Here is a 26,160-nt window from a genome sequence, read left to right on the forward strand (position 1 = left end):
AATGGCTCCGGTGGTAACGGTTCTGGCGGCAATGGTTCTGGTGATAACGGTTCTGGCGGCAACGGCTCTGGTGGCAATGGTTCTGGTGGCAACGGCTCTGGTGGCAGTGGTTCTGGTGGCAGTGGTTCTGGCGGCAACGGCTCTGGTGGTAATGGTTCTGGTGGTAACGGTTCTGGTGGTAACGGTTCTGGTGGCAGTGGTTCTGGCGGCAGTGGTGCTGGTGATAACGGTTCTGGTGGCAATGGTTCTGGTGGTAATGGCTCTGGTGGCAACGGCTCTGGCGGCAACGGTTCTGGTGGCAACGGCTCTGGTGGCAACGGTTCTGGTGGCAATGGCTCTGGTGGCAATGGTTCTGGTGGCAATGGCTCTGGTGGCAACGGCTCTGGTGGCAACGGCTCTGGTGGCAACGGCTCTCAAGGTGGTAACCGTGTTAAAGGCGATAACAGTTCTCAAGGCAGCAACCGCGTTAAAGGCGATAGCAGCTCTCAGGGAGGCAACGGTTCTCAAGGTGGCAATGTAAAAGATAATGAGAAAAAACAAGGCGATAAGTTACCTAATACGGCAACACATTATCCTGCATCTATTTTAATGGGAATTTCAACATTCCTAATCGGTATGTTACTATTTATTCGCCGTAAAAATGCAAAATAAAACACATCCTTCCATCTAAAACATACATGAAGCAAATTGTAAAACTAAAAAGGACTTTGGATTGCATTTTATTATGCAGCCCAAAGTCCTTTTCATCCTCTATCAAAAAGCGCATTAATACGCTTTTCCCCAATACACCATTTGTTTAGCTTCTTTCCCACAACAAATACATTCATCAGCTACATGCTCTTGCTCAAAAGGCATACAACGTGAAGATACTCCAACCTCTTCTTTTAGTTTCTCTTCACAAGCCAATTCTCCGCACCACATTGCCTTAATAAATCCTTGCTTTTCATCCGCTACTTTTTTCATCTCTTCGAAATTCGTCGCACTATACGTATTCTCATCGCGAAATACTTTTGCCTTATTAAATAAAGAATTGTGAATTTCCTCAAGTAATGCTGGAATACGTTCTTCTAATTGATCCATTGATATAAATTCTTTTTCTTTCGTATCTCTTCTTACAAGTACGACTTGATTCTTTTCAATATCTTTAGGGCCAACTTCTAATCGAATTGGAATGCCCTTCATTTCATACTCATTGAATTTCCAGCCTGGTGTTTTATTACTAGCATCTATTTTTACTCGTGCAACCTTTTGAATATGTTCTTGTAACTCTGTTGCTTTCGCTAAAACTCCTTCTTTATGCTGAGCAATTGGTACAATAACAACTTGCACTGGCGCGACTTTAGGAGGCATTACAAGCCCATTATTATCACTATGAACCATAATAAGTCCACCTATCATTCTTGTTGATACACCCCAAGATGTTTGGTGTACATATTGCCACTTACCGTTACGATCTAAAAACTTAATATCAAATGCTTCAGAGAAATTCGTTCCAAAGTTATGAGATGTTCCTGTTTGAAGTGCTTTCCCATCATGCATTAAGCTTTCAATCGTATACGTCGCCTTTGCGCCCGCAAATTTTTCTTTCTCTGTTTTTTGTCCTTTAATTATTGGTATCGCTAAGTAGTCTTCACAGAAAGAAGCATATAGATTTAAAATATGTAACGTTTCAGCTTGAGATTCTTCTGCTGTTTCATGAATTGTATGACCCTCTTGCCATAAGAATTCAGTTGTACGAAGGAATGGTCGCGTCGTTTTCTCCCAACGAACTACTGAACACCACTGATTATATAGCTTTGGCAAATCATTATAGGATTGCACAATTTTTGAAAAATGTTCACAGAATAAAGTTTCAGATGTAGGGCGTACACAAAGTCTCTCCGCTAATTTTTCATCCCCGCCATGTGTCACCCATGCTACTTCAGGAGCAAACCCTTCTACATGATCCTTCTCTTTTTGCAATAAACTCTCTGGGATAAACATTGGCATATACACATTTTCATGACCAGTTGCTTTTAACTTCTCATCCATAACTTTCTGCATATTTTCCCATAAGGCATAACCGTACGGACGTAGAATCATACATCCTTTTACACTTGAATAATCAACAAGTTCTGCTTTTTTTACAATATCTGTGTACCACTGTGCAAAATCCTCTTCCATCTTCGTAATCGCTTGTACTTGTTCTTTTGCCATAGTCAGTCTTCCTCCTTTTGAAAATACAAAAAAGCCCGCGTCCCTAAATAGGGACCGAGCTTTGCCGGCGTTACCACCCTGATTCATGCACAAAAATTGCGCATGCTCTCTTTTTGATAACGGGAAATTCCCGCTGCATATGCAGAACTCAAAGGTAGGTTCCATATCGCCTTTTTAAGAATCTTTCAGCCTACTGGATTCTCTCTCTGCTAAAAAGGTTGAACATGTACTAGTCCTTTCTCATCGTTATAACGAAATAAATTTGTTGATTATCATAATACAAATTCTTTTTTAAAACAATAGCTAATTTTCTCATTTTTATATATTCTTTTCATTTTTTGCAGTTTTATACGTAGCTTTTTCTCGTGATTTTTAAAAGTTGATGTGCAATCATACCGATAAGTGTACCAAGTAGAACGAAGAAACCAATAAATCCATATCCCATTCCTTCCCATCCACCAATCACCATCATTGTAACCGGAAAGGATGCTAAGCAAAGAAGTATTAAACTAAGTGCAAATATAATATCGAACTGTTTGTTTGGAAACCGTTTCTTTAGTAAATACGAAATAGCAAATACAAGAATAATCGTAATTCCGCCAATGATATAAAAGATACTAAATTCATCTAGCCAATCCACAGTATTCCCTCCTTCCATTCATTCCCTTATACTTAATTATATGTTTAACTTTTCTGAAAATAAATAATAAATTTTCACCTAGAAATATATTTTTATTACTAGGTATTAATAGTAATATATAAGAATAGGTTTTATATAATCAGGAGGGAACTTTATGGATAAAGCATTAACAAATCACGTCATTATTTTATCTTTCGATTGCTTATCAGCTTTAGATTTTCCTATATTACAAAAACTTCCTAATTTCCAAACATTAATAAACAAGGGCGCGATGGCGAGAAAAGTGGAACCTATTTATCCTTCTGTAACATACCCAAGTCACTCAACAATCGTTACTGGAAACTACCCTAATAAACATGGCGTAGTTAGCAATACGTTACTTCAACCTGGACGCGAGTCACCAGATTGGCATTGGTACCGAAAATCCATTAAAGGAACAACGTTATACGATGAAGCACGTAAAGCAAATTTAACGACAGCTGCCCTTCTATGGCCTGTTACCGGCAGAGCAAATATTGATTACAATTTACCTGAAATTTTTCCAAATAGACCGTGGCAAAATCAAATTTTAGTTTCATTATTTAGCGGTAGCCCGCTATATCAATTAGATTTGAATCAGCGTTTTGGTCATATAAGAAATGGTTTATCACAGCCTGAACTCGATGATTTCGTACTCGCTTCTGCTGTGCATACAATCCAAACGAAGAAGCCGAATGTCATGTTTGTACATTTCACCGATTTAGACACCCAAAGACACTATCACGGCTTTGAATCAAAAGAAACAATAGCTGCAATTCATAGACACGATGAACGGCTAGGAAAAATTATTCAAGCTTTAAAAGACAGTAACCTATACGAAGAGAGTACAATTATCGCTCTTGGTGATCATAGCGCTTTAAGTGAAAACAAAGCCATTCAATTAAATGTACTATTCCATCAAAACGAGCTTATATCTATAAACTCAAAAGGAAAATTAATAGACTGGAAGGTCTATTGCCAAAGTTGCGACGGCTCTGCCTATGTATATGTAAAAGACAAAAATGATACAGATACCATTCGAAAAGTACAACTACTACTTGAAGAATTACTTCCAAATAAACAAAACGGTATTGAATTTATACTACATGATGAAGCTGTAAAAGACTGCGGTGCAGATGGTAATTGTTTATTTATGTTGGAAGCACAAGAAGGCTATTATTTCACTGAAAACTATACAGGAGATTTTATAAAGGAAATTACTGAAAAAGATGTTACGCCTAGTAAAAAATATACATTTGGTACGCATGGATACTCTCCAACAAAACCTAACTATGAAACAATTTTTATCGCTGCTGGGAAAGGGATAAAAAGCGGCATTACCATTCCATATATGAGGCTTATTGATGAAGGTCCGACTATCGCTAGACTACTCGGTTTACACTTAGGTGAAACAGACGGATCAATTGTAGAGGATTTACTTCAATTGTAAAGAACTGTGTATATATGTAAAAGTTATGTAAAAATCATCACTGTTTCTCTTTTTATAATTTTTATTTTTGTACACTGTTAGTAGAACAAATTTAAGGGGGAACATTATATGAAAAAAATGTCCAGACAAGAAAAAAGCTGGATATTATACGATTGGGCGAACTCGGTATATTCGCTCGTCATTACAACTGCATTATTCCCAATTTACTTTAAAGCAGCCGCAAAAGAAGCTGGACTATCTGGTGCAACTTCAACAGCATATTGGGGATATGCAAACTCGTTCGCTACACTTTTAATTTCTATACTTGCTCCTATTCTCGGCACAGTTGCTGATTATAAAGGGTTTAAAAAACGATTTTTCACATTCTTCTTCGGACTCGGCATCGTATTTACAAGTATGCTAGCAGTCGTCCCAACATCTCAGTGGTACTTATTACTAGGCTGCTATATGCTAGCACTAATCGGTTTTGCGGGAGCAAACATTTTTTATGATGCATTTTTAGTAGATGTTACCTCTAAAGATAGAATGGACCGAATTTCTACAAGAGGCTTTGCATTAGGCTATATTGGGAGCACCATTCCTTTTATCGGTTGTATCGCTCTTATTATTCTTGCTCAAAAAGGAACTATCCCTTTATCAGTCGGCATTGCTAGTCAAATTTCATTCGCGATAACAGCTCTTTGGTGGGGATTGTTTACAATTCCAATGCTAAAAAACGTAGAGCAAACGCACTATATTGAACGCGATCCAAGACCAATTGCAATGAGCTTCAAACGCCTTGCTGATACTTTTAAAAATATTAAAGAATATAAAACAGTCTTTATGTTCCTAATCGCCTATTTCTTCTACATTGACGGGGTCGATACAATTATTACTATGTCTACCGCTTACGGAACAGATCTCGGTATTAGTGCAACGAATCTATTAATCATCTTATTTGTTACACAAATTGTAGCTTGTCCATTCGCTTTATTATACGGAAAATTATCAGAAACATTTACAGGGAAAAAAATGCTATATGTCGGTATTATTATTTATATCATTATCTGCACATATGCTTATTTCTTAAAAACAACACTCGATTTCTGGATTTTAGCAATGTTAGTTGCCACTTCTCAAGGTGGTATTCAAGCGCTTAGTCGGTCCTATTTTGCAAAACTAGTACCTAAAGAATCTGCAAATGAATTCTTCGGATTTTATAATATATTTGGCAAGTTCGCAGCGATTATGGGTCCCGTATTAGTCGGTGTTACAACGCAATTAACGGGAAAAACAAACGCTGGTGTCCTTAGTATTATTGTACTGTTCGTTATCGGCGGATTTTTATTAACTAGAGTTCCTGAAAATAGTACATCCGTTACACCACCTAGTCCAAAAACCAAAACGCTATAAGAAAAAGATCCTCTTCATATGAGAAGAGGATCTTTTTCTTATTTTATCGATAACGTCTTACAATTAAAAATTCTACAGCCGGCTTTACAACTATCGCAGCGCATAACGCAAACAAAAGCGGTATGTTATGAAAATCAATCCATTTATTAAAACCTACCGATGCGAAAAACAAACCAAAAATTAATACAACAAGTACATAATACGTAACATTTGCACTTGTTTTTAATACATGCTTTTCTACATCTTCTTTCTCCTCCGTTGTCCCTTCCACATTATTCGATGCCAAACTTTTAAACATATAATGTAATGCGATGCTACAAATAAATAGTGCATACCAGTTTACTTGAAGTTCAATTAACCAATAATAAAGTGCAAACACTAACGTACTTATAGCCACTAATGTCGTAACTACAAGGCTTATTTTCTCTTTCCCCAACAACTATTCCCCCTACAGCTTGTACAAAAATAGTTTATCAACAGTTGTTCCTAATACTTCAGCTAAACGGAATGCTAACGCTAAGCTTGGATCATATTTATTATTCTCAATTGCATTTATCGTCTGTCTTGAAACTTTACACTTATCAGCTAATGCACCTTGTGAAATATTGTTTTCAGTGCGTAATTCATAAATTTGATTTTTCACATCTTTTCTCCTAACATGTAAAATCGTTTTTACAACATTAGTATATAGTCGGTACATTTCATTGTCAAAAGACTGCCACAAGAAAAGGGAGCAATTCTGCTCCCTTACAATGGTTATTTCGAGGCTAACGAATTTGTTAGTTCCTCTGTATTAGCGACATCTTCTTTATTTATTTTCATGCGTAGAACTGGCCCTATCGCAAATAAAATAAGTGACATTGCTATACAAAATACAGTAACTAGTGAGGTCATCTCCTTCAATCCTCCAGCTAGTGAAGTTCCAATTAACATTGCCCCCATAAACAGTGGCAAAATTGTTCCATTTACTCTTCCAATCATATTTTCTGGTACAAGTTGAATCATAAGCGTACCGACAACGATATTAACACAAGCTAAACAAATACCTGTTCCAAACCTCATGAAACTAGTAAGCCAAAATGATGTAGATAGCCCTTCTACTAAAAATGATATTGCTAATATGCTCATACCGAATACAAACATCTTTTTCGGATTCACTTTTGAAGCAAAAACTGCAGCAACAATCCCACCGACTAACATACCGATTCCATCAGCTGCGGCTAAATATTGAACTGCTTCTTTTTCCATTCCAAGCCGTTCTATTACAAGAAACACTTCTAATGGATTTGTTAGTCCAACAGCTAAGCCCATAATGGTGAAAGTGATCGTAATCATACGTAAATTTTTCGTATGAAGAACATATTTCCACCCCTCTTTTATATCATTTTTCAATGAATCTCTCGCCACTTGCTCTTGTTCCACCCATTTTGGTAAAAACGAAAGAGCAATAGCAGATAACAAAAATAAAATGATTAAGCTATATAGTGATGTAAATAAACCAAGTTGTGTGTACACAAGCGATCCTACTACTGGTCCAAAAATCAGAAATAATGACTGTAATGTTTGATTAAATGCAATCGCATTTGCTACCTGTTCTTCTTTTACGTAGCGCTTAAATATACGCGAAGATGATGGCTGAGAAAACTGACCTACAATCGCGGAAATGAGTGTTGCAAAAAATATAGCCTGCCAATAATCTAACTTTAACAACAAGACAATTCCTACAATAGACAGTACGCTTAATACATCTCCAGCAACCATCGTTCTTTTCGGATTCCAGCGATCAGCTAGCGCCCCACCGATAAACGAGAAAATAAAAATAGGTGCATATTCCATAACCGATAACAAAGAAACTGAAACTGGATCATTATTCGTTCGCTCCATTATGAAATATAAAAGAGCCATATTTCTGATCCAAATTGCAAATTGTTGTAAAATATCAGACGCCATAACGAGCATAAATGCTCGGTTTTTAAATAAAGCGTTCACTTTCATTCCCCTTTCATAAACCGACCGTTCGGTCTAGTTTTTTTGTAAGAAAAGCAACTGACTTATTATTCAGCTGCCATTCCTTTTAACAATACATCTATTGCCTTTTTATAAATACGTTGCAACTCTTTATAATCTAACTCGTAGTAAAGTACTCCAAGCCCCGATAATAATCCATTCACAATATACATAAGATCACGCGTATTATCTTCACGAAACTCTCCAGACTGTATGCCTGCTTCAATTAGTTTCTCAAACATAACATATGATTCTCTAGTTAAAGCCAATAGTTCATCCAAAATCTCTTTACTTACAACTTGGCTCATAGAGAATTCCTCTATTGCATTTGAAATGGGCTGCTGTATGTCCTCGACATGATATTCCGCGAGACCATATAGTTTTTCAGTATTCGTACTATACAACTTCTCTTTTTCATTCCATTTTTCAAGCCAATCATACGTATGCTGTTTCACTACAAATAAAAATAATTCTTCTTTACTTTTAAAGTGATAATAAATGCTTCCTTTACTTCTCTCTGTAATTTCACAAATCTCTTCCATAGATGTAGCTGCATAGCCCTTCTGTGAAAACAGACTTTCTGCTTTATAGGCAATTTCTTTCTTTATCTCTTCTGCGCTTCTTCTCATATTCACACCTCTTTAAACCGACCGTTCAGTCTAATAATAACAAATTAAAAACCTCTATCGCAAGAGGCTATATTCCTTATTTAAGAAAACGTACTTTCAAACCACGTTCGAATCATATGTATGATTCCAATTTTAAATCCTAATTTAACAAGAACTACGCCTCCCGCAGCTAATAAAAATAACACTACTTTCCCCTTGTTTTTCACTTTCAGTTCCCTTTTCATTTCTATTCCCCTTAGTACGTTAAAAATATTAATCAAACGTTTGTTTAACTGTTGTTATGCATATGTAAGCCAACTAATCAAACGTTTGTTTAAAAAGAAATACGCCCGTTATAGGGCGTATTCTCATCAATCACCGCCGCCTCCGCCACCATCGCAGCTACCTCCGCTATCTCCGCCAAAAGATCCCCCACAATCATGTGATCCTCCATGCGAGCTATCATTATCAGATCCAGCAAAGAAAAATAATGGTGATGAATTGTTAGATGAATTATGAATGTTATTTTGTTTCGTAAGATTTACCTTCTTTTTGTTTGATCGAACTGCTGTTACGATCGTTCCAACTACAACAAATAATAGTATGACAATAATAAATTCCATATAAAAGCCTCCCTTAATCTTCGAATAATTGAATGGTTCTTTCTAGATTTTCAAGTGAAATGAAGCGCGATTCACGAAGGATCTCTTTTCCATTATAAAATAATAAAACTGTTGGCCCTGTAAATACTGCATATCGCCCCGCAATTTCTTGCATGTCTTGTAGTAATATTTCTACTTTCTCTACGTATTCATAATTCTCTAGTACGCCATTTACTTTTCTTAGCATAACATCACAAACACCACAATTTTCTGTTTTAATAAAAAGCAGCACTAATTGTTGTTCTTCAATATATGTTGCTAATTCTTCTATCGTTTCAAATGTATTCATCTTATCCCTCTTAGCGTAATTTACGAAATACTTTACCTTGATACATACGAAAAGCTGAACTATCTTTAATCTTTCTCTTTTCCATTACCTGCTGAAAACGAAGCATTTTTGCTGTTAACTCTTCTTGTAATTCTTTTCTCTCTGCTTCATCATAACAGCACGCAATTAAGTCTTGTATTTTTAATATATCTTTTTGTAGTTCCATTTCTGGTGGAATCATGCCCGCATTTTTTAAAATTTTATAACTCATTCTAAGTTCTGGAGGTACCATTGAAAGGTCTTCTAATTGTAGTGGTTTTCCTTTTCCCGGAATATGATCAAGGTCTCCATTCCGTATTGCTTGTCGAATTTTTTCTTCAGCAATGTTCAAAAAGACATCCACACCATTCGCTCCTTTACATATTTTTACTATTATTTTACATGATATTTTCTCATCTTGCTACGCTATTACAAATTGACCCCATACAATTTTTTCTCAAATTTAATTACGAGGAGCCTTTTCCCCCCTAATCAATATTTTATTTTCATGTGTAATCTGTATTAAAGCCACTTCATATTGAGAAAGTCTTTTCGAGTCCAATAAAGCGTTTACACCAAATCTTACATTTGCTACGATTTAATCACCCCCAGCTCCCTTGTATAGACTTCGTGATGTCTGATCATTTTTATCAAGCTTTAATACGTCTAGATTCATTTTGGTTTATTGGCGCATGCCTTTAAATATATTTTTTATTTTGAAAGGAGAAATGACTATGAAATCAAAAAAATTCACGTTGCTATTACTATCCCTACTACTCTTCTTACCTCTTTTTCTCACAAACTTTATTACTCCAAATTTCGCATTAGCAGATTCACCAAAGCAAGGTCAAAAAATTGTTGGGTATTTTCCTTCGTGGGGCATTTACGGACGTAATTATCAAGTTGCAGACATTGATGCATCAAAGCTAACTCATTTAAACTATGCTTTCGCTGATATTTGCTGGAATGGAAAACATGGAAACCCTTCTACTCACCCCGATAATCCAAATAAACAAACGTGGAACTGTAAAGAATCTGGTGTACCACTGCAAAATAAAGAGGTCCCTAATGGCACTCTCGTACTCGGCGAACCATGGGCTGATGTCACAAAATCTTATCCAGGATCGGGTACAACTTGGGAAGATTGTGATAAATATGCCCGCTGCGGAAATTTCGGAGAACTGAAACGATTAAAAGCTAAGTACCCTCACTTAAAAACAATTATTTCAGTTGGTGGCTGGACTTGGTCTAACCGTTTTTCTGATATGGCCGCTGATGAAAAAACAAGAAAAGTATTCGCTGAATCTACAGTAGCTTTTCTTCGCGAATATGGATTTGATGGCGTGGATTTAGACTGGGAATACCCGGGTGTTGAAACGATTCCTGGTGGTAGTTATCGTCCTGAAGATAAACAAAACTTCACCCTACTCCTTCAAGATGTTCGAAATGCATTAACAAAAGCTAGTGCAGAAGATGGGAAACAATATTTACTAACAATCGCTTCAGGTGCAAGCCAACGTTATGCGGATCATACAGAGCTAAAGAAGATCTCTCAAATACTGGATTGGATTAATATTATGACATATGATTTCCACGGTGGATGGGAAGCTACTTCTAACCATAATGCAGCACTATACAAAGATCCAAATGACCCAGCAGCGGATACAAAATTTTACGTAGATGGTGCGATAGACATTTATACAAATGAAGGGGTTCCAGCGGATAAACTCGTATTAGGTGTACCTTTTTACGGACGTGGATGGAAAAGTTGCGGAAAAGAAAATAATGGGCAATACCAACCTTGTAAACCAGGTAGTGACGGAAAGCTAGCTTCTAAAGGTACTTGGGATGATTATTCTACCGGTGACACAGGTGTCTACGATTACGGTGATTTAGCAGCTAATTATGTGAATAAAAATGGTTTTGTTCGCGGATGGAACGATGTAGCGAAAGTACCTTATTTATATAATGCGACTACAGGAGCGTTTATTAGCTATGATGACAACGAATCTATGAAATATAAAACAGACTATATAAAGACAAAGGGTTTAAGTGGCGCAATGTTTTGGGAACTAAGCGGGGATTGCCGTACAAGTCCAAAATATAGTTGTAATGGACCAAAATTACTTGATACGTTAGTAAAAGAATTACTTGGTGGACCTATTACTCAAAAAGATACTGAGCCCCCAACAAACGTAAAAAATATTGCTGTTACAAATAAAAATTCAAACTTAGTTCAATTAAACTGGACTGCATCTACTGATAACGTAGGCGTTACTGAATATGAAATTACTGCCGGAGAAGAAAAATGGAGTACAACAACAAATAGTATTACAATTAAAAACTTAAAACCTAATATAGAATATACAATTTCAATATTAGCAAAGGATGCTGCTGGGAATAAATCACAGCCTACTTCCATTCTTGTAAAAACAGATGACGCTAACACAACACCTCCTGATGGAAATGGCAATGCTACCTTTTCAGTCACTTCAAATTGGGGAAGTGGTTACAACTTCTCGATTGTAATTAAAAATAGCGGAACGACCCCAATTAAAAACTGGAAATTAGAATTTGATTATAACGGCAATTTAACACAAGTTTGGGATTCTAAAATTAGTAGTAAAATAAATAATCATTACGTAATTACGAATGCAGGATGGAATGGTGAAATTCTTCCTGGTGGGTCTGTTACAATCGGAGGAGCAGGAACAGGGAATCCTACTGAATTTTTAAATGCATCCATTAGCGAAAACTAAATGTAACCTCCATTAATTATTTTACTAAAGTTTGAATTTAGGTTTGAGTGCTCTGACCTAAATTCAAACTTTTAATTTTATGAAAAATCACGAATATATATTACGATAACCTATTATAATCATATTTGGTTTCTAATATGAAGTTCATGTGAAGTTCATCTGAACTTTACATGAATTTCCTTCCAGTTCTATTGTCTTCTTATACTAATCACTTTATCCTTTACATATAGGAATTATTTTTCATTCCACTTCACACTATCTATATATACAAAGAAAAGATAGTGGCCTATTAGGGAAAGGCATCTAAATATAAACATAACATAAGAAAAAGCACGCTTATAAGCGCACCATAAGAGTGCTTCTTCATACAATTCTCATGTAAGAGTTCTCGAAAATCATGTTAATCACAAAGAAAAGGCCTTAGCTTATATAAGCTAAGGCCTTTTCTTTGTGATTATTGTTCAGCGTTCCATTCTTCTATATTCCATACTTTTGTAATCCACGCTTCATAGAAAGAAGGCTCATGTGAGACAAGTAAAACTGTTCCTGTATATTGTTGTAACGCTTCCTGCAAAGACTTCTTTGTTTCTATATCCAAATGATTAGTCGGTTCATCTAAAATTAAAACATTGCTTTTCGTTACGATAAGTTCACATAAACGCACTTTCGTTTGTTCTCCGCCGCTTAATAATCGAATAGGTTTTAATACGTGCTCTTCTTTCAAGCCACACTTTGCTAATGCTTGGCGTACTTCTTTCCTTGTCATATCTGGTCTTTCTGCCCAAACTTTCTCTAATGGTGTTGTTTCTGAAGCAAACTCTTCCTGTGCAAAATAGGCAGGATTTACTCGCTCGCCAACAGAAATTGAACCACTTAGCGGCTTTATTTGGCCTAATAACGTTTTTAACATCGTCGTTTTTCCGATTCCATTATGACCAACAATCGCTATCTTTTCTCCCTTTTTCACTTGTAAATTCAACTCTGGACATAACGGATCACTATAACCTATCCTTAGTTTCTCAGCCTGCAATATACGACTTACTGGCTCCTCAGAAACAGTAAAATCAAAACGGGATCGAGTTACATGATTAACCTTTTCAATCCTTTCCATTTTCTCTAATACTTTCTCTCGACTTTTAGCCTGTTTCGCTTTTCGAATTTTATTTTTTTGAATAAATGTTTCTAACTGAGCAATTTCTTTTTGTTGTTTCGCATGCGCCGATTGTAATTGTTTCCTTTGCAATTGATAACTTTGCACAAATTTTTCATAATTTCCTACGTACCGCTTCACTTTCCGTTCTTCTAGATGATAAATAACATTCGTAATACTGTTCAAAAATAATTCGTCATGTGAAATGATTACATAAGCTTTTTCATACAGTCTCAAATACGATTGCAACCATTCTATATGAGTTGTATCTAAATAGTTTGTTGGCTCATCTAGCAATAAAACATCAGCTTTTTCTAAAAGGAGCTTCCCAAGTAATAACTTCGTTCGCTGTCCTCCACTTAACTGTGAAACATCCTTTTTCAAACCTATTTCAAATAAGCCTAAGCCGATTGCTACTTCTTCAATTTCTGTATGAATTTGATAGAAATTAGAACTTTCCAATATAGTTTGTAATTCTCCATACTTTACTAACAGTTTTTCTATCTCTCCTGCCCCATTCATTTCTTCAGCAATTTTTAACATTTCACACTCAATCGCATACAGATTAGAAAATGCACTTTGTAAGTATCCCTCAATTGTTATTCCCTCTTGTAAATCCATATGCTGCTGTAAAAAACCTATCTTCACATGTGGAAACCATTCAATGTTTCCGTCATCATGTATAAGTTCTCCTGTTAAAATCCTTAACAATGTTGATTTTCCAATTCCATTTTTCCCAACTAATCCAACATGCTCGCCCTTTAATAGTCGAAAACACGCATTATATAAAATGGTTTTCTCACCATACGAATGACTTAAATTTTCTACTGTTAATATACTCATTTTTTTCTCTCCTCTACTTATAGTTCATAAGCTAAATAGAGAGAACAACAGTATAAAGCCTTATTTAATTGTATATATAAAAAATGGGTAAGGTGAATACACCTTACCCATTACATATTATCGTAAAAAAGGATTAAGGTTCTTTACCTGCTGTCTTCAATTTAGCTTAATTGTTAAAAATGGGCAGACTTCTCCCGTATCAAGCTAAAACCATTTGAAGAACAGTTGATAAAGTCATTTTATCCTTTCACTCCTTTAACATTTGTTATATTAAGAGTATAAACTACTCTGTTATATTCTATTCTCTATTTTTTCTTTTGTTCCTTCTCCGTTTTTTCATTTTCTGCGTAAATTTCTTTATACAACTTTTCTAATGCATATGGACTTGTAAAGATGAGCGTTAACGATTTCCACATATAAATTCTTCTTTGTAGTTCTATCCCATACTCTTTACTAACCATATTTTTCACTTCTGGAATATGTTCTTCGTTTTGAAATTGTTGTACAGATTTCAATTCCTTCGTCTTAAAATCCGTTAAAAGGCCTATTACAGTTCGTCCATGTTCCTGCGACCTTTCTTCTAAATCAAACTGAATGGAATGAACAAAACCTAAAACGTGAAAGATTTGAGCATGCAACCCGACAGCAGCACGCTGTTCCATTAAGTTGTAGCACTCTCGTTTTAACTCTTCTACCATTTCTAAAGAATTTCTATTAACTTTTCTTTTGCCAACAAACATAATTTTTACAATATGAGCGACTGCTCCCATACTTTTCAATACGCTCTCTAAAACTTCTACCGCATCTTCCACATAACCAGTTGAAATTATAGAATGAATAAATTCATCTAATAGCGCTTGAAACTTTTTAACTAAATGTAAATCACGTAATTCTGGAACATCTTTTCTCAATTGATCCCGGCCTTGAACCCACTTTAAAACTTCTGTCATTTCTTCTTCTCTTAATTCATGATGTTCCATACCATACTTCATTAATAAGATATGATTTTTTAATAAGGACTTTCTTTCTTCAATATTATCAACTGTTAACGAATCAACTATTTGCTCTATAGATTTCATCTTTCTCCCCCTATATAAAAAAGCCTCTTAACAGTAATTATACCAAAAACTGTTAAAAGGCTTTTTCTATTTTTTCATATACGGGGCTAATACTCTCAGAATTTCTTCCTTATCCTTCTTTAACTCAAGTGATGTTAACATATCCATCGTTCTCGGCCTAGGTAATTTCACTTGTACCTCACCAACTATTGAGGCTGGTCTTTGAGATAATATAAATATGCGGTCCGAAAGCAAGATAGCCTCATCTAAGTCATGTGTGACCATAACGATTGTTTGCTTCTCTTGATGCCAAGAGTTTAAAAGCCAGCTATGTACTTCCATTTTTGTAAAGGCATCTAATTTTCCAAAAGGCTCATCAAGTAGCATAATTGGCTTTTCACATAAATATGTGCGCAGAAAACTAATTCTTTGACGCATACCACCAGACAATTCATCTGGATAATGGTCTGCATATTCATCTAGCTCAAATTGCTTTAATGCTTCCATTCCCTCTGTTAGCCTTTGTTTTTTCGGTTTCCCTTCGATTTCCAATGGAAGAACTATATTTTGCAAAGCTGATCGCCACGGCAGTAATAAATCCTGTTGCGGCATGTAACTTACAACATCTTGCTCTTGCATTTGCTTATCTTTATACGTTACATTCCCACTTGTTGGATTTTCAACATTTGCAATCATATTTAATAATGTGCTTTTCCCGCAACCACTTGGGCCTACAAAAGAAACGAACTCTCCCTCTCGTATAGAAGCACTAATATTTGCTAATACATTCTTTCCATCAAAAGCTTTTACAACCTCTTTTATTTGTAATCCACTCATTTTTCGCTTGGAAGGAACTCATTTGTAAAGGCATCTTTTACATCAATCTTCTTCTTAATAACTTTGTTATCATATAAGAAATTCATGTAATTCGTCCAAACTTCTTCCTTCTGTACTCCCCATGCTTTTGCATCATCTTGATACTTCGTACTTAACCACTTTTGACTTTCTTGTACTAAGTCTTTATTTACATCTGGAACAGCTTTAATTAAAATATCAGCAGCTTCTTTCGGCTCTTTAATTGCAAAATTATACCCTTCTGTCGTTGCACTCATAAACTTTTTCACAAAGTCTTTATCTTGCTTCGTATGTTTTTCACTCGTAATCATAACAGGACTATAGAAATCAAGCGCTGGGTCTAAGTCTTTCACCATAATCGTATTTAACTCTTTTCCTTGGCGCTTCGCTTCAATTCCATCCCATCCGTAATAAATCCATTCAAAGTCTGCATCACGGCCTATTGATTTAAAGAAATCGGTTTGTCCTAAGATGATTTTTTCAACTTTATTAAAATCAGCTTGATGTTTCTCCATAATTGTCTTCAACGTTGCTTCTTCTGCTGGTCCTCCCCAGCCTCCGTAACGTTTACCTTCAAAATCTTTCGGTGAAGTCATGTTATCTTTCTTAAGCGATGCAAAAGCTGAAGTGTTATGCTGAATAATCGCTCCGACAGATACAACAGGAATACCTTCCACACGAGCCAACGTTACATTTTCTTGTGCGCTTATTGCGAAGTCAGCCTTTCCTGAAGCTATCATTTGCTCCGCTGTCACATTATCACCAGGCTGAATAATTTCTACATCTAAGCCTTGCTTTTTATAATAATCTTTCGCTTGCGCTACATATAAGCCAGTATGGTTCGTATTTGGAAACCAATCTAATACTACTTTTACTTTTTGATCTTTACTTGCACTATCTTCTTTCTTCGCCGGATTACATCCAGCCACACCTACTGCTAATAAGGCAGCCAACATAACTTTTAAACCTTTTTTCATTTTCTGCCGTCCTTTCTATATATCCATGGTGCTGTTATTCTTGCCATAAACTCCACGATAAAATACAGGCATAATGTCACCATAACAATAATCGCTGCCACACCAAATACTCGGGCTGTTAAAAAGGATTTTGTAGCTCGCGTAAGCATAACTCCTAACCCTTCACTGGCACCGAGCCATTCCCCAATAATCGCTCCCATTACGCTATATGTAACTGCAATTTTTAACCCTGAGAAAAAGTACGGAAGCACTGCTGGAAACTTTACTTTCTGGTAAACTTGCCATTTCGTTGCCTTCATCGTTTGCAACAACTTCAACATATTTTTATCTACCGTTTGAAAACCTTCTAAAATGCTAAGCGCAATCGGGAAGAAACAAACGAGTATGACTACCATTACTTTCGGTAGCATTCCATATCCAAACCAAATAATAAATAACGGTGCAAGTACAACGATTGGAATCGTTTGCGAAATAACAAGCAACGGATTTATTAAAATACGAAATAAAGGGATAACATCCATAATAATTGCAATACTTGTCCCAATTAAAATCGCAAAAAACAGTCCGATTAGAACCTCTTGTAACGTTTGCATCGTATTCGGTAATAGTAAATCTTTCATTCCAATTAATTCTTGAACAATGGCAGAAGGCTTCGGTAAAATCCACGGTTCAATTTTAAATAATGAAACAGATCCTTCCCATATCGCAATGAGAAGGATAAGCCAAATAGTTGTAATTATTTTAGATTGCTTCTGGTTTTGCATATTCATCACGGTACTTCCAAACCTTTTCATCTATCGTTACACCAGTGCTTGGACGATAATGGATTTTAATAGAAGTAATCACTTCCTCTGCTCCAGCATCCACACACGCTTGTTGTGCACGTTTAATGACATCAAGAAGTACATCTAATTCTCCTTCCAGCGTTGTTTCCATTGCCCCTACTTCATAACGAACTCCCGATTGTTGTACAACCTCAATTGCTTTATCAACAACAGAATACACATCTTTGTTCTTCGCTTGTGGTACTACTGAAAATGAAATTGTAACTTGTTGTGACATAGTAAAATCCCCCTTATAAAATAAAATGTTAAAACAAGAAAAGGCTTTCCTACTACGTAGGAAAGCCTTGTATGCAAGTTATTATAGAATAACATATGCTACATCACTTTAAGTAACTCCCTACGCTGGCATTATCCAGATCAGGTTGAGGGTCGATGTTTGTTTACATCCTCTCAGCCAATTGGCTCCCCGGTCCTTAATTCGTTTTCATTGTAGCATGATTTATTTTATTGAACAAACAAAAGCACGTATAATCATTTCATTTAACTTTTGAATTCCCCTATTAACTCTTGTAACTCCTGTGAAAGCCAGCTTAAAGAGCTAGCTAATTCAGCAATATCCTGTACAGACATTTCCTGTTCTTTCATACTTTCTTCAACATTACTATTACTATTCGCATACGTATTTGCGATAAGTGATAATTCATTTATAACCCGCACAATATTTTGGCTATTTTGCAATATATCACTTGAATTGTCAGAAACAACTCTAACTTGATTTGTAACAGATTGTGCTGATTTTGAAATTCCATCAAAGAAAGCACCACTACTTTCAACAAGTTTCATTCCAGATTCTACTTCTTTTAAAACATTTTGCATTGAAACAACAGCTTCTTCCGTCCCAGCTTGTGTTTCCCCTATTAATTTTGCTATATCTTTTGCTGACGCTGCGGTCTGCTCTGCTAATTTACGCACTTCATCCGCAACAACGACAAATCCCTCACCAGTTTTCTCAGCACATGAAGCTTCAATAGTAGTAGCATTTAGAGCTAGCGAATTCGTTTGATTTGAAATACCAGTAATTACTGTTATAATTTCACTAATTTCTTTCGATCTTGTTTCCAAAGAATAAATAATAGAAGATAAATCTTGTACTGCATTTTGTATTATGTTCATTTGATTAATCGTCTGTTCAATAATACCATTCCCTTTTACTGAATGATGCTTTGTACCTTCAGACTCTTTCGCCATTTGTTTTGCAGTATTAGTTATCTCTTCCATCCTATCTTCCATTTCATATATAATCTCTAAATACTTTGGTACTGCAGTTTCTTGTAATTGAATACCAGCCCTTAACTCAACTATAGAACTTACGATTCCTTGGACTGCCATGCTATTCTCTTTCGTACTCACTGACAATTCTTGTGAAGATGAGGAAACCTGTTCTGCTGTCTGCTTCACTTTATCTATAATCCCTTTAAACTTCTCGATGGTATTATTAAAATACGCATTAATAATACCAATATCATCTGGTCTTTCCTCTAATTTAATACTTAAGTCACCTTCACCGACTTTGCGCAATCCTTCACGTAAATCCCGCAATGGAGCAAGTGCGTTACGTACGATTAGAAATTGAATAACCGTTGCAATTAAAACAGAAATACAAATAAACAGTAAACCTTGTATAATGAACTTTTCTTTTGTCATAGGAACAATAGAAGCATCTACATCGGCTGCAACGATTGCCACAATATTATCTTTCTCATCTTTAATTGGCTCTAATATCGTTACCCATGATCCCAATGCGTCTTCATATACTACTGTCATGTTTGCTTTTTTTGTGCTCATTACTTTATCATATGCTTCCATCCAAAGATCTGGTTGTTTATAATATTCCCCCGGTCTTACTTCTACAACATTTGCTAAACCTGTGGACAAATCAATGATTTGTAGCTCACCTTTTTCATTTTTTTTCGCTCCAACAATATACGTTTGTCCAACACTGTTCAATTCTTCCGTTGATTCATCTAATTTCTCTGTTAACTTCTCTCTTTTTTCTCTTTCTGCGGTTGGATTTTTTGCAACATCTCTTAATATTTCTGCGTCTAATTTATGTAATACCGTATCTCCTGTTTCAAAAGAATGCCTTTCAAATATAGACATCATGCTATTTTGAAACATGTTAAAACTTAACGCTCCCATAGTACCAACAAGCGTCAAAATAACTGATACAGTTAGCAATACATTTTTTTGAAGAAATGATAGCTTGTGCCAATATTTTTTCATTAACATCACCTTTCTTAATTAACTTACTATAAAGTAACGCTATTAAAATATACACCTTATTAATAAATGATAATTATCCTCATTTGTTTACACACAAAAAAAAGACCAATGAAAAGAGCATTGGTCAAGACCAACCCTATCCGTCCGGTAACTGGCTAGCATAGCCTTACGGCCTTAGCTCCTGTAGTTTTGCGTCCTAATGTTTCCATTAGTTTGCCTTTCTCGCTGAACGAGTTGAACGATATGGGAGTTCTATGAGAATTAAAGTATTCTCTATCAAAGATTACAACATAAAAATTAAAATGTCTACCTATTTAGAGATGCAAATGTAAAGTTTCAACGTATTATTTTTTCGAAATAATTTAACAAAGTTCGTGAATGTTACAATTCTTGTGTTATATAATAAAAAATGTATATAACACAAGGATTGTTTTGAGTATTTAATTTAATTTTCATTCAAATTAAATTATTTAAATATATCTTAACTAATGAATTTCGGAGGTAGTTTATTATGTTTTGGCTACAATTTCTTACGTTACTACTCTGCATTTTTATTGGCGCACGCCTAGGCGGAGTTGGTCTAGGAGTAATGGGTGGCGTTGGTATGGCAATACTTGTTTTCGTCTTCCACTTACAACCTACAGCTCCTCCTATTGATGTAATGCTTATGATTTTAGCAGTAATTACAGCTGCCGGTGCACTGCAAGCCGCTGGAGGAATGGACTACCTTGTTCATCTGGCTGAAAAAGCATTACGAAAAAATCCAAAGCGCATTACATTCTTTGCTCCAATTGTTACTTATTTATTTACACTGTGCGCAGGAACTGGTCACGTTGCTTATTCTGTACTTCCTGTTATCGCAGAAGTCTCTCGCGAATCTGGGATTAGACCGGAACGACCAATGTCAATTGCCGTAATCGCTTCCCAACAAGCAATTACAGCTAGCCCTATATCAGCTGCAACAGTTGCTCTTTTAGCAATGTTAGCTGACTATAAAATCACTTTATTAGATATTTTAAAAGTAAGTATTCCTTCTACCTTCATCGCTTGTATGGTAGCTGCATTTGTTGCTAGCAAAATGGGGAAAGAATTAAATGAAGACCCTGAATACTTGAAACGATTAAAAGAAGGAATGATTCCTAAAATTGAAGAGAAGAAAGAATTTGTTGGTTTAAAAGGTGCTAAACTATCCGTTATCCTTTTCTTAGTAGGAACTTTCCTTGTCGTACTTCTCGGTTCATTTGAAGCACTTCGTCCAGGATGGATGGTCGACGGGAAGTTAGCTCGTCTTTCCATGCCAAACACAATTGAAATGGTTATGTTAACTATCGCAGCTCTTATTATTATTTTCTGCAAACCAAATGTAGAAAGCATCGTGTCTGGTAACGTCTTTAAAGCGGGGGCAACAGCAGTTGTTGCTATTTTCGGTATCGCTTGGATGGGAGATACTTTCTTTAACGGAAACTTAAATATGATTCAAGGATCAATTCAGCACCTAGTAACAAGTGCACCATGGCTATTTGCCATCGCATTATTCATTCTATCTATTTTACTATATAGCCAAGCCGCAACAGTACGTGCTTTAATGCCTCTTGGATTATCACTCGGTATTCCACCAGCACTACTAATCGCGATGTTCCCTGCAGTAAATGGATATTTCTTCATTCCAAACTATGGAACAATCGTTGCTGCCATTAACTTTGATCGCACTGGTACAACTGGCATTGGTAAATATGTTTTAAATCATAGCTTTATGATTCCAGGCCTAATCGCAACATTCACTTCTATCGGAATTGGAATGCTCTTAATTTCAATTATGTTTTAAAGAAAAAGCACAAACCTACAGTTTTAAAGGGTTTGTGCTTTTTTAATCAAACGTTTGTTTAAATAAACGAAACAACTCATTTTGCAACGCTACAAACCTATTCCGTTTCAAATAATCCCCCCTATTTCTAATTATCAATACCCAAAAAGCTATGTAGCATTTTAATACTACATAGCTTTTTTCTACAAACTCTTATTTACTTCCTCTACTAACTTCTTCGTACTTTCATACGCAGATTCTGCTAAACTAATTGCAGAAATAACTGAAACACCGTCCGCACCTGCTTCTATAACTGAAGCTGTATTTTCAATTGTAATGCCACCAATCCCAACGATCGGTATTGTAATTCCTTGTTCTCTAAAATGAGCTAAACCTTTCGTTCCTTGCACAGCTTTCGTATCTTTTTTCGTACTCGTTGGGAAAATAGGACCAACACCTAAATAATCAGCTCCGTTTTCAATTGCCCAATGTGCTTCTTCAATTGTATGTGTAGATACACCAACAATTTTATCTCCCATTTTTTCACGAACAGAAGTAATTCCTTCATCATCTTGTCCAACATGCACGCCATCTGCATCTAACTCGATAGCTAGTTCCACATCATCATTTACAATGAATGGGACACCGTACTCCTTACAAATTGCTTGTAGTTCTTTTGCGAAACAAATACGTTTCTCTCCCGTTAAAGCCCCTTCCCCTTTTTCACGGAATTGAAAAATTGTTATACCGCCTTCAAGTGCATCTCTCAACACTTGTAGTGGCTCCTTTGTACAATTGTTACTTCCCATAATGAAGTATACTGATAACAATCTAGACATTTCAGCCTTTGTAATACGTGACATCTAATTCCCCCTCCTTACTATATAAGCTCAATCTTCCCATACTTCTCAATATCATCTGAAGTTATATTCGCTAACTGATTTAAAAATTCAATTTGGAAACTACCAGGTCCCTGCTCCACCGTCTTAGCAGCTGCCAGTTCCGCAGCTACACCATAAAACGTTAATGCAGCTACTGCTGCCTTTACATAATCCTTTTCTACTGCTACAAATGCTCCTATTACAGAAGTTAGTAAACAACCAGTTCCCGTAACTTTCGTTAAAATAGAGTGACCATTTCGAATAAGAATCGTTCGCTCTCCATCTGTAACAACATCTTCTTTTCCAGTAATCACCGCAACTGTATTTAATTCATCAGCTGCCTGCCTTGCGATACTTACGATATTTCCATTTCCAGCACCGGCGTCTACTCCTTTAATTTCCCATCTCTCATTAATAACGTTCGCTATTTCAGCTGCATTTCCGCGGATAATCGCTAAATCAATTTCAGCTGGAATATGTCTTGCAACTTCTGTTCGATACGATGTTGCTCCTGCACCAACTGGATCAAACAATACTGGTACATGATTCACATTTGCTGATTTACCCGCAAGTAACATCGCTTCTACTTCTTCAGGACGAAGTGTCCCCATATTTAATACTAACGCTCCAGCAATGCTAGCCATTTCTGCTACTTCTTCTTTTGCATACGCCATTACAGGCGATGCCCCTAACGCTAACAAACCGTTAGCTGTAAAATTTGTTACAACAACATTTGTAATATTATGAACGAGCGGATTAGATTCTCTCACCAAATCCACTACTTTACTAATTTCTTTCATATTCATCCTTCTCATCCCCTAACTATAGTGATGGGAGATACACAAAAAGACACTTTGCGCGTACGCAAAGTGCCTGAACATGTGCTTTTACACTCTCCCTACGCTGGCATTATCCAACAGGTTCAAATGGTCAATGACGGATTAGTCATACTCTCAGTTTGCATCCACAAACTCCCATGTGTTTTGTATTCTTCTACTTCAAAGTCTACTCTTATTCTACTAAAATAACAAGTTCTTTACTTTTCTATTTCATATAGAAGCAATAATAAAACAACACGCATAATAAATATCTATTTCTCATAGTCTCATCATGGTGCATATTATGTTCTATCGCCATCATTCACCTTCAAATGGATGTTATCCCACTAAAAAACGTTCAAATCTGGAGCGAAACTGAATCTCAAGAAGATGTATGCTATAGTTAACGTATGGAAATTTGAAAGGATGTTTTAAATATGTCAAAAAGCGTTATAATCGCTGAAAAGCCTTCCGTTGCACGTGATATTGCGCGTGTACTTAAGTGCGATAAAAAAGGAAATGGCTACCTTGAAGGTAGTAAATATATTGTAACTTGGGCTTTAGGTCATCTTGTTACATTAGCAGATCCAGAAAGCTACGATGTGAAATATAAAAAGTGGAATTTAGAAGATTTACCGATGCTACCTGAGCGTTTGAAATTAACAGTTATTAAACAAACTGGGAAACAATTTAACGCTGTAAAAAGTCAGCTACTTAGAAAAGATGTAAATGACATTATTGTAGCGACAGATGCTGGACGTGAAGGAGAATTAGTCGCTCGCTGGATTATTGATAAAGTTCGAGTTAACAAACCGATCAAACGTCTATGGATTTCATCTGTTACTGATAAAGCGATTAAAGATGGATTCGCTAATTTAAAACCGGGTAAAGCATATGACAATTTATACGCTTCAGCAGTTGCACGTTCAGAAGCTGACTGGTATATCGGTCTTAACGCGACTCGCGCTTTAACGACTCGCTTTAATGCCCAGCTGAATTGCGGCCGTGTGCAAACACCTACTGTCGCTATGATTGCTAATCGTGAAGATGAAATAAAGAACTTCAAAGCTCAAACTTACTACGGCATCGAAGCACAAACGACGAATCAGTTAAAGCTGACTTGGCAAGATGCTAACGGTAATAGCCGCAGTTTTAATAAAGAAAAAATTGATGGCATTGTAAAAGTTTTAGATAAGCATAATGCTACTGTTGTGGAAATTGATAAAAAACAGAAGAAGTCATTCTCTCCTGGTCTTTACGATTTAACTGAATTACAACGTGATGCAAATAAAAAGTTTGGTTACTCGGCAAAAGAAACATTAAACATTATGCAGAAATTGTATGAGCAACATAAGGTGCTAACGTACCCTCGTACAGATTCACGCTACATTTCATCAGATATCGTTGGAACACTTCCAGAGCGTCTAAAAGCGTGCGGAGTTGGAGAGTACCGTCCTTTAGCATATAAAGTATTACAAAAGCCTATCAAGTCTAATAAGTCATTTGTTGATGATAGTAAAGTAAGTGATCATCACGCAATTATTCCGACAGAAGGATACGTTAACTTCTCGGCCTTCACAGATAAAGAACGTAAAATTTATGATTTAGTTGTAAAACGTTTCTTAGCTGTTTTATTCCCGGCCTTTGAATACGAGCAACTAACGTTACGCACAAAAGTTGGTAATGAAACGTTCATTGCACGCGGAAAAACTATTCTGCATGCCGGTTGGAAAGAAGTATATGAAAATCGCTTTGAAGATGATGATGTAACAGATGACGTAAAAGAACAACTTCTACCTCACATTGAAAAAGGCGATACATTAACTGTAAAGTTAATTATGCAAACATCAGGTCAAACAAAAGCACCTGCACGATTTAACGAAGCGACTTTACTTTCAGCAATGGAGAATCCTACAAAATATATGGATACGCAAAATAAACAACTTGCTGATACACTAAAATCAACTGGTGGATTAGGTACTGTAGCAACGCGTGCTGATATTATTGACAAGCTATTCAATTCATTCTTAATTGAAAAACGTGGTAAAGATATTCACATTACTTCAAAAGGCCGTCAGTTACTTGATTTAGTGCCAGAAGAGTTAAAATCACCTACACTAACTGGTGAGTGGGAACAAAAGCTCGAGGCAATTGCAAAGGGTAAACTGAAAAAAGAAGTATTCATTTCAGAAATGAAGAACTATACGAAGGAAATTGTTTCTGAAATTAAATCGAGTGATAAAAAATATAAACATGACAACATTTCCACGAAGTCTTGTCCAGACTGTGGCAAACCAATGCTAGAGGTAAACGGCAAAAAAGGAAAGATGCTTGTATGCCAAGACCGTGAATGTGGTCATCGTAAAAATGTATCTCGTACAACAAACGCTCGTTGTCCGCAATGTAAGAAAAAGTTAGAATTACGTGGTGAAGGTGCGGGACAAATCTTTGCATGTAAATGTGGCTATCGCGAGAAATTATCCACATTCCAAGAAAGACGTAAAAAAGAATCTGGAAACAAAGCTGATAAGCGCGATGTTCAAAAATATATGAAACAACAGAATAAAGAAGAAGAACCATTAAATAATCCGTTCGCAGAAGCTTTAAAGAAATTAAAATTCGATTAAATAAAAAGGTTCCTACCTCTATCGGTAGGAACCTTTTATT

24 protein-coding genes, 1 pseudogene, 3 riboswitches and 1 other annotated feature are annotated in these 26,160 nt (G+C 36.1%); of the genes and pseudogenes, 6 read left to right on the forward strand and 19 right to left on the reverse strand.

Features of this window, described 5'->3' with window-relative positions; all coding sequences use genetic code 11:
* Positions 1–651 (forward strand): annotated as a pseudogene (locus tag BAQ44_RS31445) (cell wall anchor protein); the annotation flags it as partial.
* Positions 652–765: 114 nt separating this feature from the next.
* Here BAQ44_RS31445 and proS read toward each other — a convergent pair.
* Together proS and BAQ44_RS17835 are read right to left on the reverse strand one after the other, a co-directional pair.
* Entirely contained in the window at positions 766–2,196 is a 1,431-nt protein-coding gene (gene proS / locus BAQ44_RS17830; protein WP_071722706.1) for a proline--tRNA ligase, read from the reverse strand.
* A gap of 46 nt (positions 2,197–2,242) precedes the next feature.
* Positions 2,243–2,449 (reverse strand) — a binding site (T-box leader).
* 93 nt (positions 2,450–2,542) lie between these two features.
* Positions 2,543–2,836 (reverse strand): YesK-like family protein, encoded by a 294-nt coding sequence (locus tag BAQ44_RS17835; protein ID WP_073518143.1) that lies wholly within the window; start codon positions 2,834–2,836, stop codon positions 2,543–2,545.
* 154 nt (positions 2,837–2,990) lie between these two features.
* On the opposite strand from BAQ44_RS17835, the gene BAQ44_RS17840 reads away from it, so the two are divergent.
* The gene (locus BAQ44_RS17840; protein ID WP_071722708.1) at positions 2,991–4,304 is read left to right on the forward strand and encodes an alkaline phosphatase family protein; all 1,314 of its coding nucleotides are present in this window, start codon (positions 2,991–2,993) and stop codon (positions 4,302–4,304) included.
* 108 nt (positions 4,305–4,412) lie between these two features.
* A complete protein-coding gene (locus BAQ44_RS17845) occupies positions 4,413–5,696 on the forward strand; it encodes an MFS transporter (protein ID WP_071722710.1) in 1,284 nt (427 codons plus the stop codon).
* 43 nt (positions 5,697–5,739) lie between these two features.
* On the opposite strand, the gene BAQ44_RS17850 is transcribed toward BAQ44_RS17845, so the two are convergent.
* From BAQ44_RS17850 to BAQ44_RS17885, 8 genes are all read right to left on the reverse strand, one after another.
* On the reverse strand, positions 5,740–6,132 hold the full coding sequence (locus BAQ44_RS17850) for a hypothetical protein (protein WP_071722713.1): 393 nt from the start codon (positions 6,130–6,132) through the stop codon (positions 5,740–5,742).
* 12 nt (positions 6,133–6,144) lie between these two features.
* On the reverse strand, positions 6,145–6,396 hold the full coding sequence (locus BAQ44_RS17855; RefSeq protein ID WP_080119822.1) for a helix-turn-helix transcriptional regulator: 252 nt from the start codon (positions 6,394–6,396) through the stop codon (positions 6,145–6,147).
* A 56-nt stretch (positions 6,397–6,452) separates the two neighbouring features.
* A complete protein-coding gene (locus BAQ44_RS17860; RefSeq protein ID WP_071722715.1) occupies positions 6,453–7,685 on the reverse strand; it encodes an MFS transporter in 1,233 nt (410 codons plus the stop codon).
* Positions 7,686–7,750: 65 nt separating this feature from the next.
* The gene (locus BAQ44_RS17865) at positions 7,751–8,332 is read right to left on the reverse strand and encodes a TetR/AcrR family transcriptional regulator (protein WP_001254436.1); all 582 of its coding nucleotides are present in this window, start codon (positions 8,330–8,332) and stop codon (positions 7,751–7,753) included.
* Positions 8,333–8,412: 80 nt separating this feature from the next.
* Entirely contained in the window at positions 8,413–8,556 is a 144-nt protein-coding gene (locus tag BAQ44_RS17870; protein ID WP_000817921.1) for a hypothetical protein, read from the reverse strand.
* Positions 8,557–8,682: 126 nt separating this feature from the next.
* Positions 8,683–8,934 carry a hypothetical protein gene (locus BAQ44_RS17875; RefSeq protein ID WP_000394367.1) on the reverse strand — a complete coding sequence of 84 codons (252 nt, stop codon included), beginning with the start codon at positions 8,932–8,934 and terminating at the stop codon, positions 8,683–8,685.
* Positions 8,935–8,947: 13 nt separating this feature from the next.
* Complete coding sequence (locus BAQ44_RS17880) at positions 8,948–9,262, reverse strand: thioredoxin family protein (RefSeq protein WP_063262170.1); 315 nt, start codon at positions 9,260–9,262, stop codon at positions 8,948–8,950.
* Between the two features lie 10 nt (positions 9,263–9,272).
* Positions 9,273–9,644, reverse strand: coding sequence for a DnaJ family domain-containing protein (locus BAQ44_RS17885; RefSeq protein WP_063262171.1), 372 nt, complete (start codon positions 9,642–9,644; stop codon positions 9,273–9,275).
* Positions 9,645–10,014: 370 nt separating this feature from the next.
* Between BAQ44_RS17885 and BAQ44_RS17895 the strand changes: the two genes are divergently transcribed.
* Positions 10,015–12,039, forward strand: a complete 2,025-nt coding sequence (locus BAQ44_RS17895; protein ID WP_071722719.1) for a glycosyl hydrolase family 18 protein — start codon at positions 10,015–10,017, stop codon at positions 12,037–12,039.
* A gap of 454 nt (positions 12,040–12,493) precedes the next feature.
* Here BAQ44_RS17895 and BAQ44_RS17900 read toward each other — a convergent pair whose 3' ends face one another.
* The 7 genes from BAQ44_RS17900 to BAQ44_RS17930 all read right to left on the reverse strand — a co-directional run bounded on the left by BAQ44_RS17900 (position 12,494) and on the right by BAQ44_RS17930 (position 19,990).
* A complete protein-coding gene (locus BAQ44_RS17900) occupies positions 12,494–14,032 on the reverse strand; it encodes an ABC-F family ATP-binding cassette domain-containing protein (RefSeq protein WP_071722721.1) in 1,539 nt (512 codons plus the stop codon).
* A gap of 305 nt (positions 14,033–14,337) precedes the next feature.
* Complete coding sequence (locus tag BAQ44_RS17905) at positions 14,338–15,111, reverse strand: hypothetical protein (protein ID WP_071722723.1); 774 nt, start codon at positions 15,109–15,111, stop codon at positions 14,338–14,340.
* Positions 15,112–15,177: 66 nt separating this feature from the next.
* The gene (locus tag BAQ44_RS17910; protein ID WP_061676689.1) at positions 15,178–15,927 is read right to left on the reverse strand and encodes an ABC transporter ATP-binding protein; all 750 of its coding nucleotides are present in this window, start codon (positions 15,925–15,927) and stop codon (positions 15,178–15,180) included.
* On the reverse strand, positions 15,924–16,922 hold the full coding sequence (locus tag BAQ44_RS17915) for an ABC transporter substrate-binding protein (protein ID WP_063262176.1): 999 nt from the start codon (positions 16,920–16,922) through the stop codon (positions 15,924–15,926). Before BAQ44_RS17915 ends, BAQ44_RS17910 begins: the two co-directional genes overlap by 4 nt.
* Positions 16,919–17,692 (reverse strand): ABC transporter permease, encoded by a 774-nt coding sequence (locus BAQ44_RS17920; protein WP_001057159.1) that lies wholly within the window; start codon positions 17,690–17,692, stop codon positions 16,919–16,921. The genes BAQ44_RS17915 and BAQ44_RS17920 overlap by 4 nt, the downstream gene beginning before the upstream one ends.
* Positions 17,664–17,984, reverse strand: a complete 321-nt coding sequence (locus BAQ44_RS17925; RefSeq protein WP_000082898.1) for an MTH1187 family thiamine-binding protein — start codon at positions 17,982–17,984, stop codon at positions 17,664–17,666. The genes BAQ44_RS17920 and BAQ44_RS17925 overlap by 29 nt, the downstream gene beginning before the upstream one ends.
* Positions 17,985–18,084: 100 nt before the next feature.
* A riboswitch (TPP riboswitch) is annotated at positions 18,085–18,186 on the reverse strand.
* A 61-nt stretch (positions 18,187–18,247) separates the two neighbouring features.
* Positions 18,248–19,990 carry a methyl-accepting chemotaxis protein gene (locus BAQ44_RS17930; protein WP_071722725.1) on the reverse strand — a complete coding sequence of 581 codons (1,743 nt, stop codon included), beginning with the start codon at positions 19,988–19,990 and terminating at the stop codon, positions 18,248–18,250.
* Between the two features lie 143 nt (positions 19,991–20,133).
* A riboswitch (cyclic di-GMP riboswitch) is annotated at positions 20,134–20,218 on the reverse strand.
* Between the two features lie 283 nt (positions 20,219–20,501).
* Here BAQ44_RS17930 and BAQ44_RS17935 point away from each other — a divergent pair.
* Positions 20,502–21,815 (forward strand): anaerobic C4-dicarboxylate transporter family protein, encoded by a 1,314-nt coding sequence (locus tag BAQ44_RS17935; RefSeq protein WP_000498711.1) that lies wholly within the window; start codon positions 20,502–20,504, stop codon positions 21,813–21,815.
* 182 nt (positions 21,816–21,997) lie between these two features.
* Here the strand turns inward: BAQ44_RS17935 and thiE are convergent, their stop codons facing one another.
* Positions 21,998–22,657 carry a thiamine phosphate synthase gene (gene thiE, locus BAQ44_RS17940; RefSeq protein WP_071722727.1) on the reverse strand — a complete coding sequence of 220 codons (660 nt, stop codon included), beginning with the start codon at positions 22,655–22,657 and terminating at the stop codon, positions 21,998–22,000.
* 17 nt (positions 22,658–22,674) lie between these two features.
* Positions 22,675–23,490, reverse strand: a complete 816-nt coding sequence (gene thiM / locus BAQ44_RS17945) for a hydroxyethylthiazole kinase (protein WP_116758380.1) — start codon at positions 23,488–23,490, stop codon at positions 22,675–22,677.
* A 63-nt stretch (positions 23,491–23,553) separates the two neighbouring features.
* Positions 23,554–23,663, reverse strand: a riboswitch (TPP riboswitch).
* A gap of 267 nt (positions 23,664–23,930) precedes the next feature.
* On the opposite strand from thiM, the gene topB reads away from it, so the two are divergent.
* Positions 23,931–26,120, forward strand: a complete 2,190-nt coding sequence (topB, locus tag BAQ44_RS17950) for a DNA topoisomerase III (RefSeq protein ID WP_071722729.1) — start codon at positions 23,931–23,933, stop codon at positions 26,118–26,120.
* The last annotated feature ends 40 nt before the right edge of the window (positions 26,121–26,160 follow it).

Source organism: Bacillus mobilis (genome assembly GCF_001884045.1).
Taxonomy (GTDB): domain Bacteria; phylum Bacillota; class Bacilli; order Bacillales; family Bacillaceae_G; genus Bacillus_A; species Bacillus_A mobilis.

Bases quoted from the DNA above. Each gene is read 5' to 3' on its own strand.
- proS (WP_071722706.1), bottom strand. From the start codon at position 2,196: ATGGCAAAAGAACAAGTACAAGCGATTACGAAGATGGAAGAGGATTTT.
- BAQ44_RS17840 (WP_071722708.1), top strand. From the start codon at position 2,991: ATGGATAAAGCATTAACAAATCACGTCATTATTTTATCTTTCGATTGC.
- BAQ44_RS17845 (WP_071722710.1), top strand. From the start codon at position 4,413: ATGAAAAAAATGTCCAGACAAGAAAAAAGCTGGATATTATACGATTGG.
- BAQ44_RS17855 (WP_080119822.1), bottom strand. From the start codon at position 6,396: ATGTACCGACTATATACTAATGTTGTAAAAACGATTTTACATGTTAGG.
- BAQ44_RS17865 (WP_001254436.1), bottom strand. From the start codon at position 8,332: ATGAGAAGAAGCGCAGAAGAGATAAAGAAAGAAATTGCCTATAAAGCA.
- BAQ44_RS17870 (WP_000817921.1), bottom strand. From the start codon at position 8,556: ATGAAAAGGGAACTGAAAGTGAAAAACAAGGGGAAAGTAGTGTTATTT.
- BAQ44_RS17875 (WP_000394367.1), bottom strand. From the start codon at position 8,934: ATGGAATTTATTATTGTCATACTATTATTTGTTGTAGTTGGAACGATC.
- BAQ44_RS17880 (WP_063262170.1), bottom strand. From the start codon at position 9,262: ATGAATACATTTGAAACGATAGAAGAATTAGCAACATATATTGAAGAA.
- BAQ44_RS17895 (WP_071722719.1), top strand. From the start codon at position 10,015: ATGAAATCAAAAAAATTCACGTTGCTATTACTATCCCTACTACTCTTC.
- BAQ44_RS17900 (WP_071722721.1), bottom strand. From the start codon at position 14,032: ATGAGTATATTAACAGTAGAAAATTTAAGTCATTCGTATGGTGAGAAA.
- BAQ44_RS17905 (WP_071722723.1), bottom strand. From the start codon at position 15,111: ATGAAATCTATAGAGCAAATAGTTGATTCGTTAACAGTTGATAATATT.
- BAQ44_RS17910 (WP_061676689.1), bottom strand. From the start codon at position 15,927: ATGAGTGGATTACAAATAAAAGAGGTTGTAAAAGCTTTTGATGGAAAG.
- BAQ44_RS17915 (WP_063262176.1), bottom strand. From the start codon at position 16,922: ATGAAAAAAGGTTTAAAAGTTATGTTGGCTGCCTTATTAGCAGTAGGT.
- BAQ44_RS17920 (WP_001057159.1), bottom strand. From the start codon at position 17,692: ATGAATATGCAAAACCAGAAGCAATCTAAAATAATTACAACTATTTGG.
- BAQ44_RS17925 (WP_000082898.1), bottom strand. From the start codon at position 17,984: ATGTCACAACAAGTTACAATTTCATTTTCAGTAGTACCACAAGCGAAG.
- BAQ44_RS17930 (WP_071722725.1), bottom strand. From the start codon at position 19,990: ATGAAAAAATATTGGCACAAGCTATCATTTCTTCAAAAAAATGTATTG.
- BAQ44_RS17935 (WP_000498711.1), top strand. From the start codon at position 20,502: ATGTTTTGGCTACAATTTCTTACGTTACTACTCTGCATTTTTATTGGC.
- thiE (WP_071722727.1), bottom strand. From the start codon at position 22,657: ATGTCACGTATTACAAAGGCTGAAATGTCTAGATTGTTATCAGTATAC.
- thiM (WP_116758380.1), bottom strand. From the start codon at position 23,490: ATGAGAAGGATGAATATGAAAGAAATTAGTAAAGTAGTGGATTTGGTG.
- topB (WP_071722729.1), top strand. From the start codon at position 23,931: ATGTCAAAAAGCGTTATAATCGCTGAAAAGCCTTCCGTTGCACGTGAT.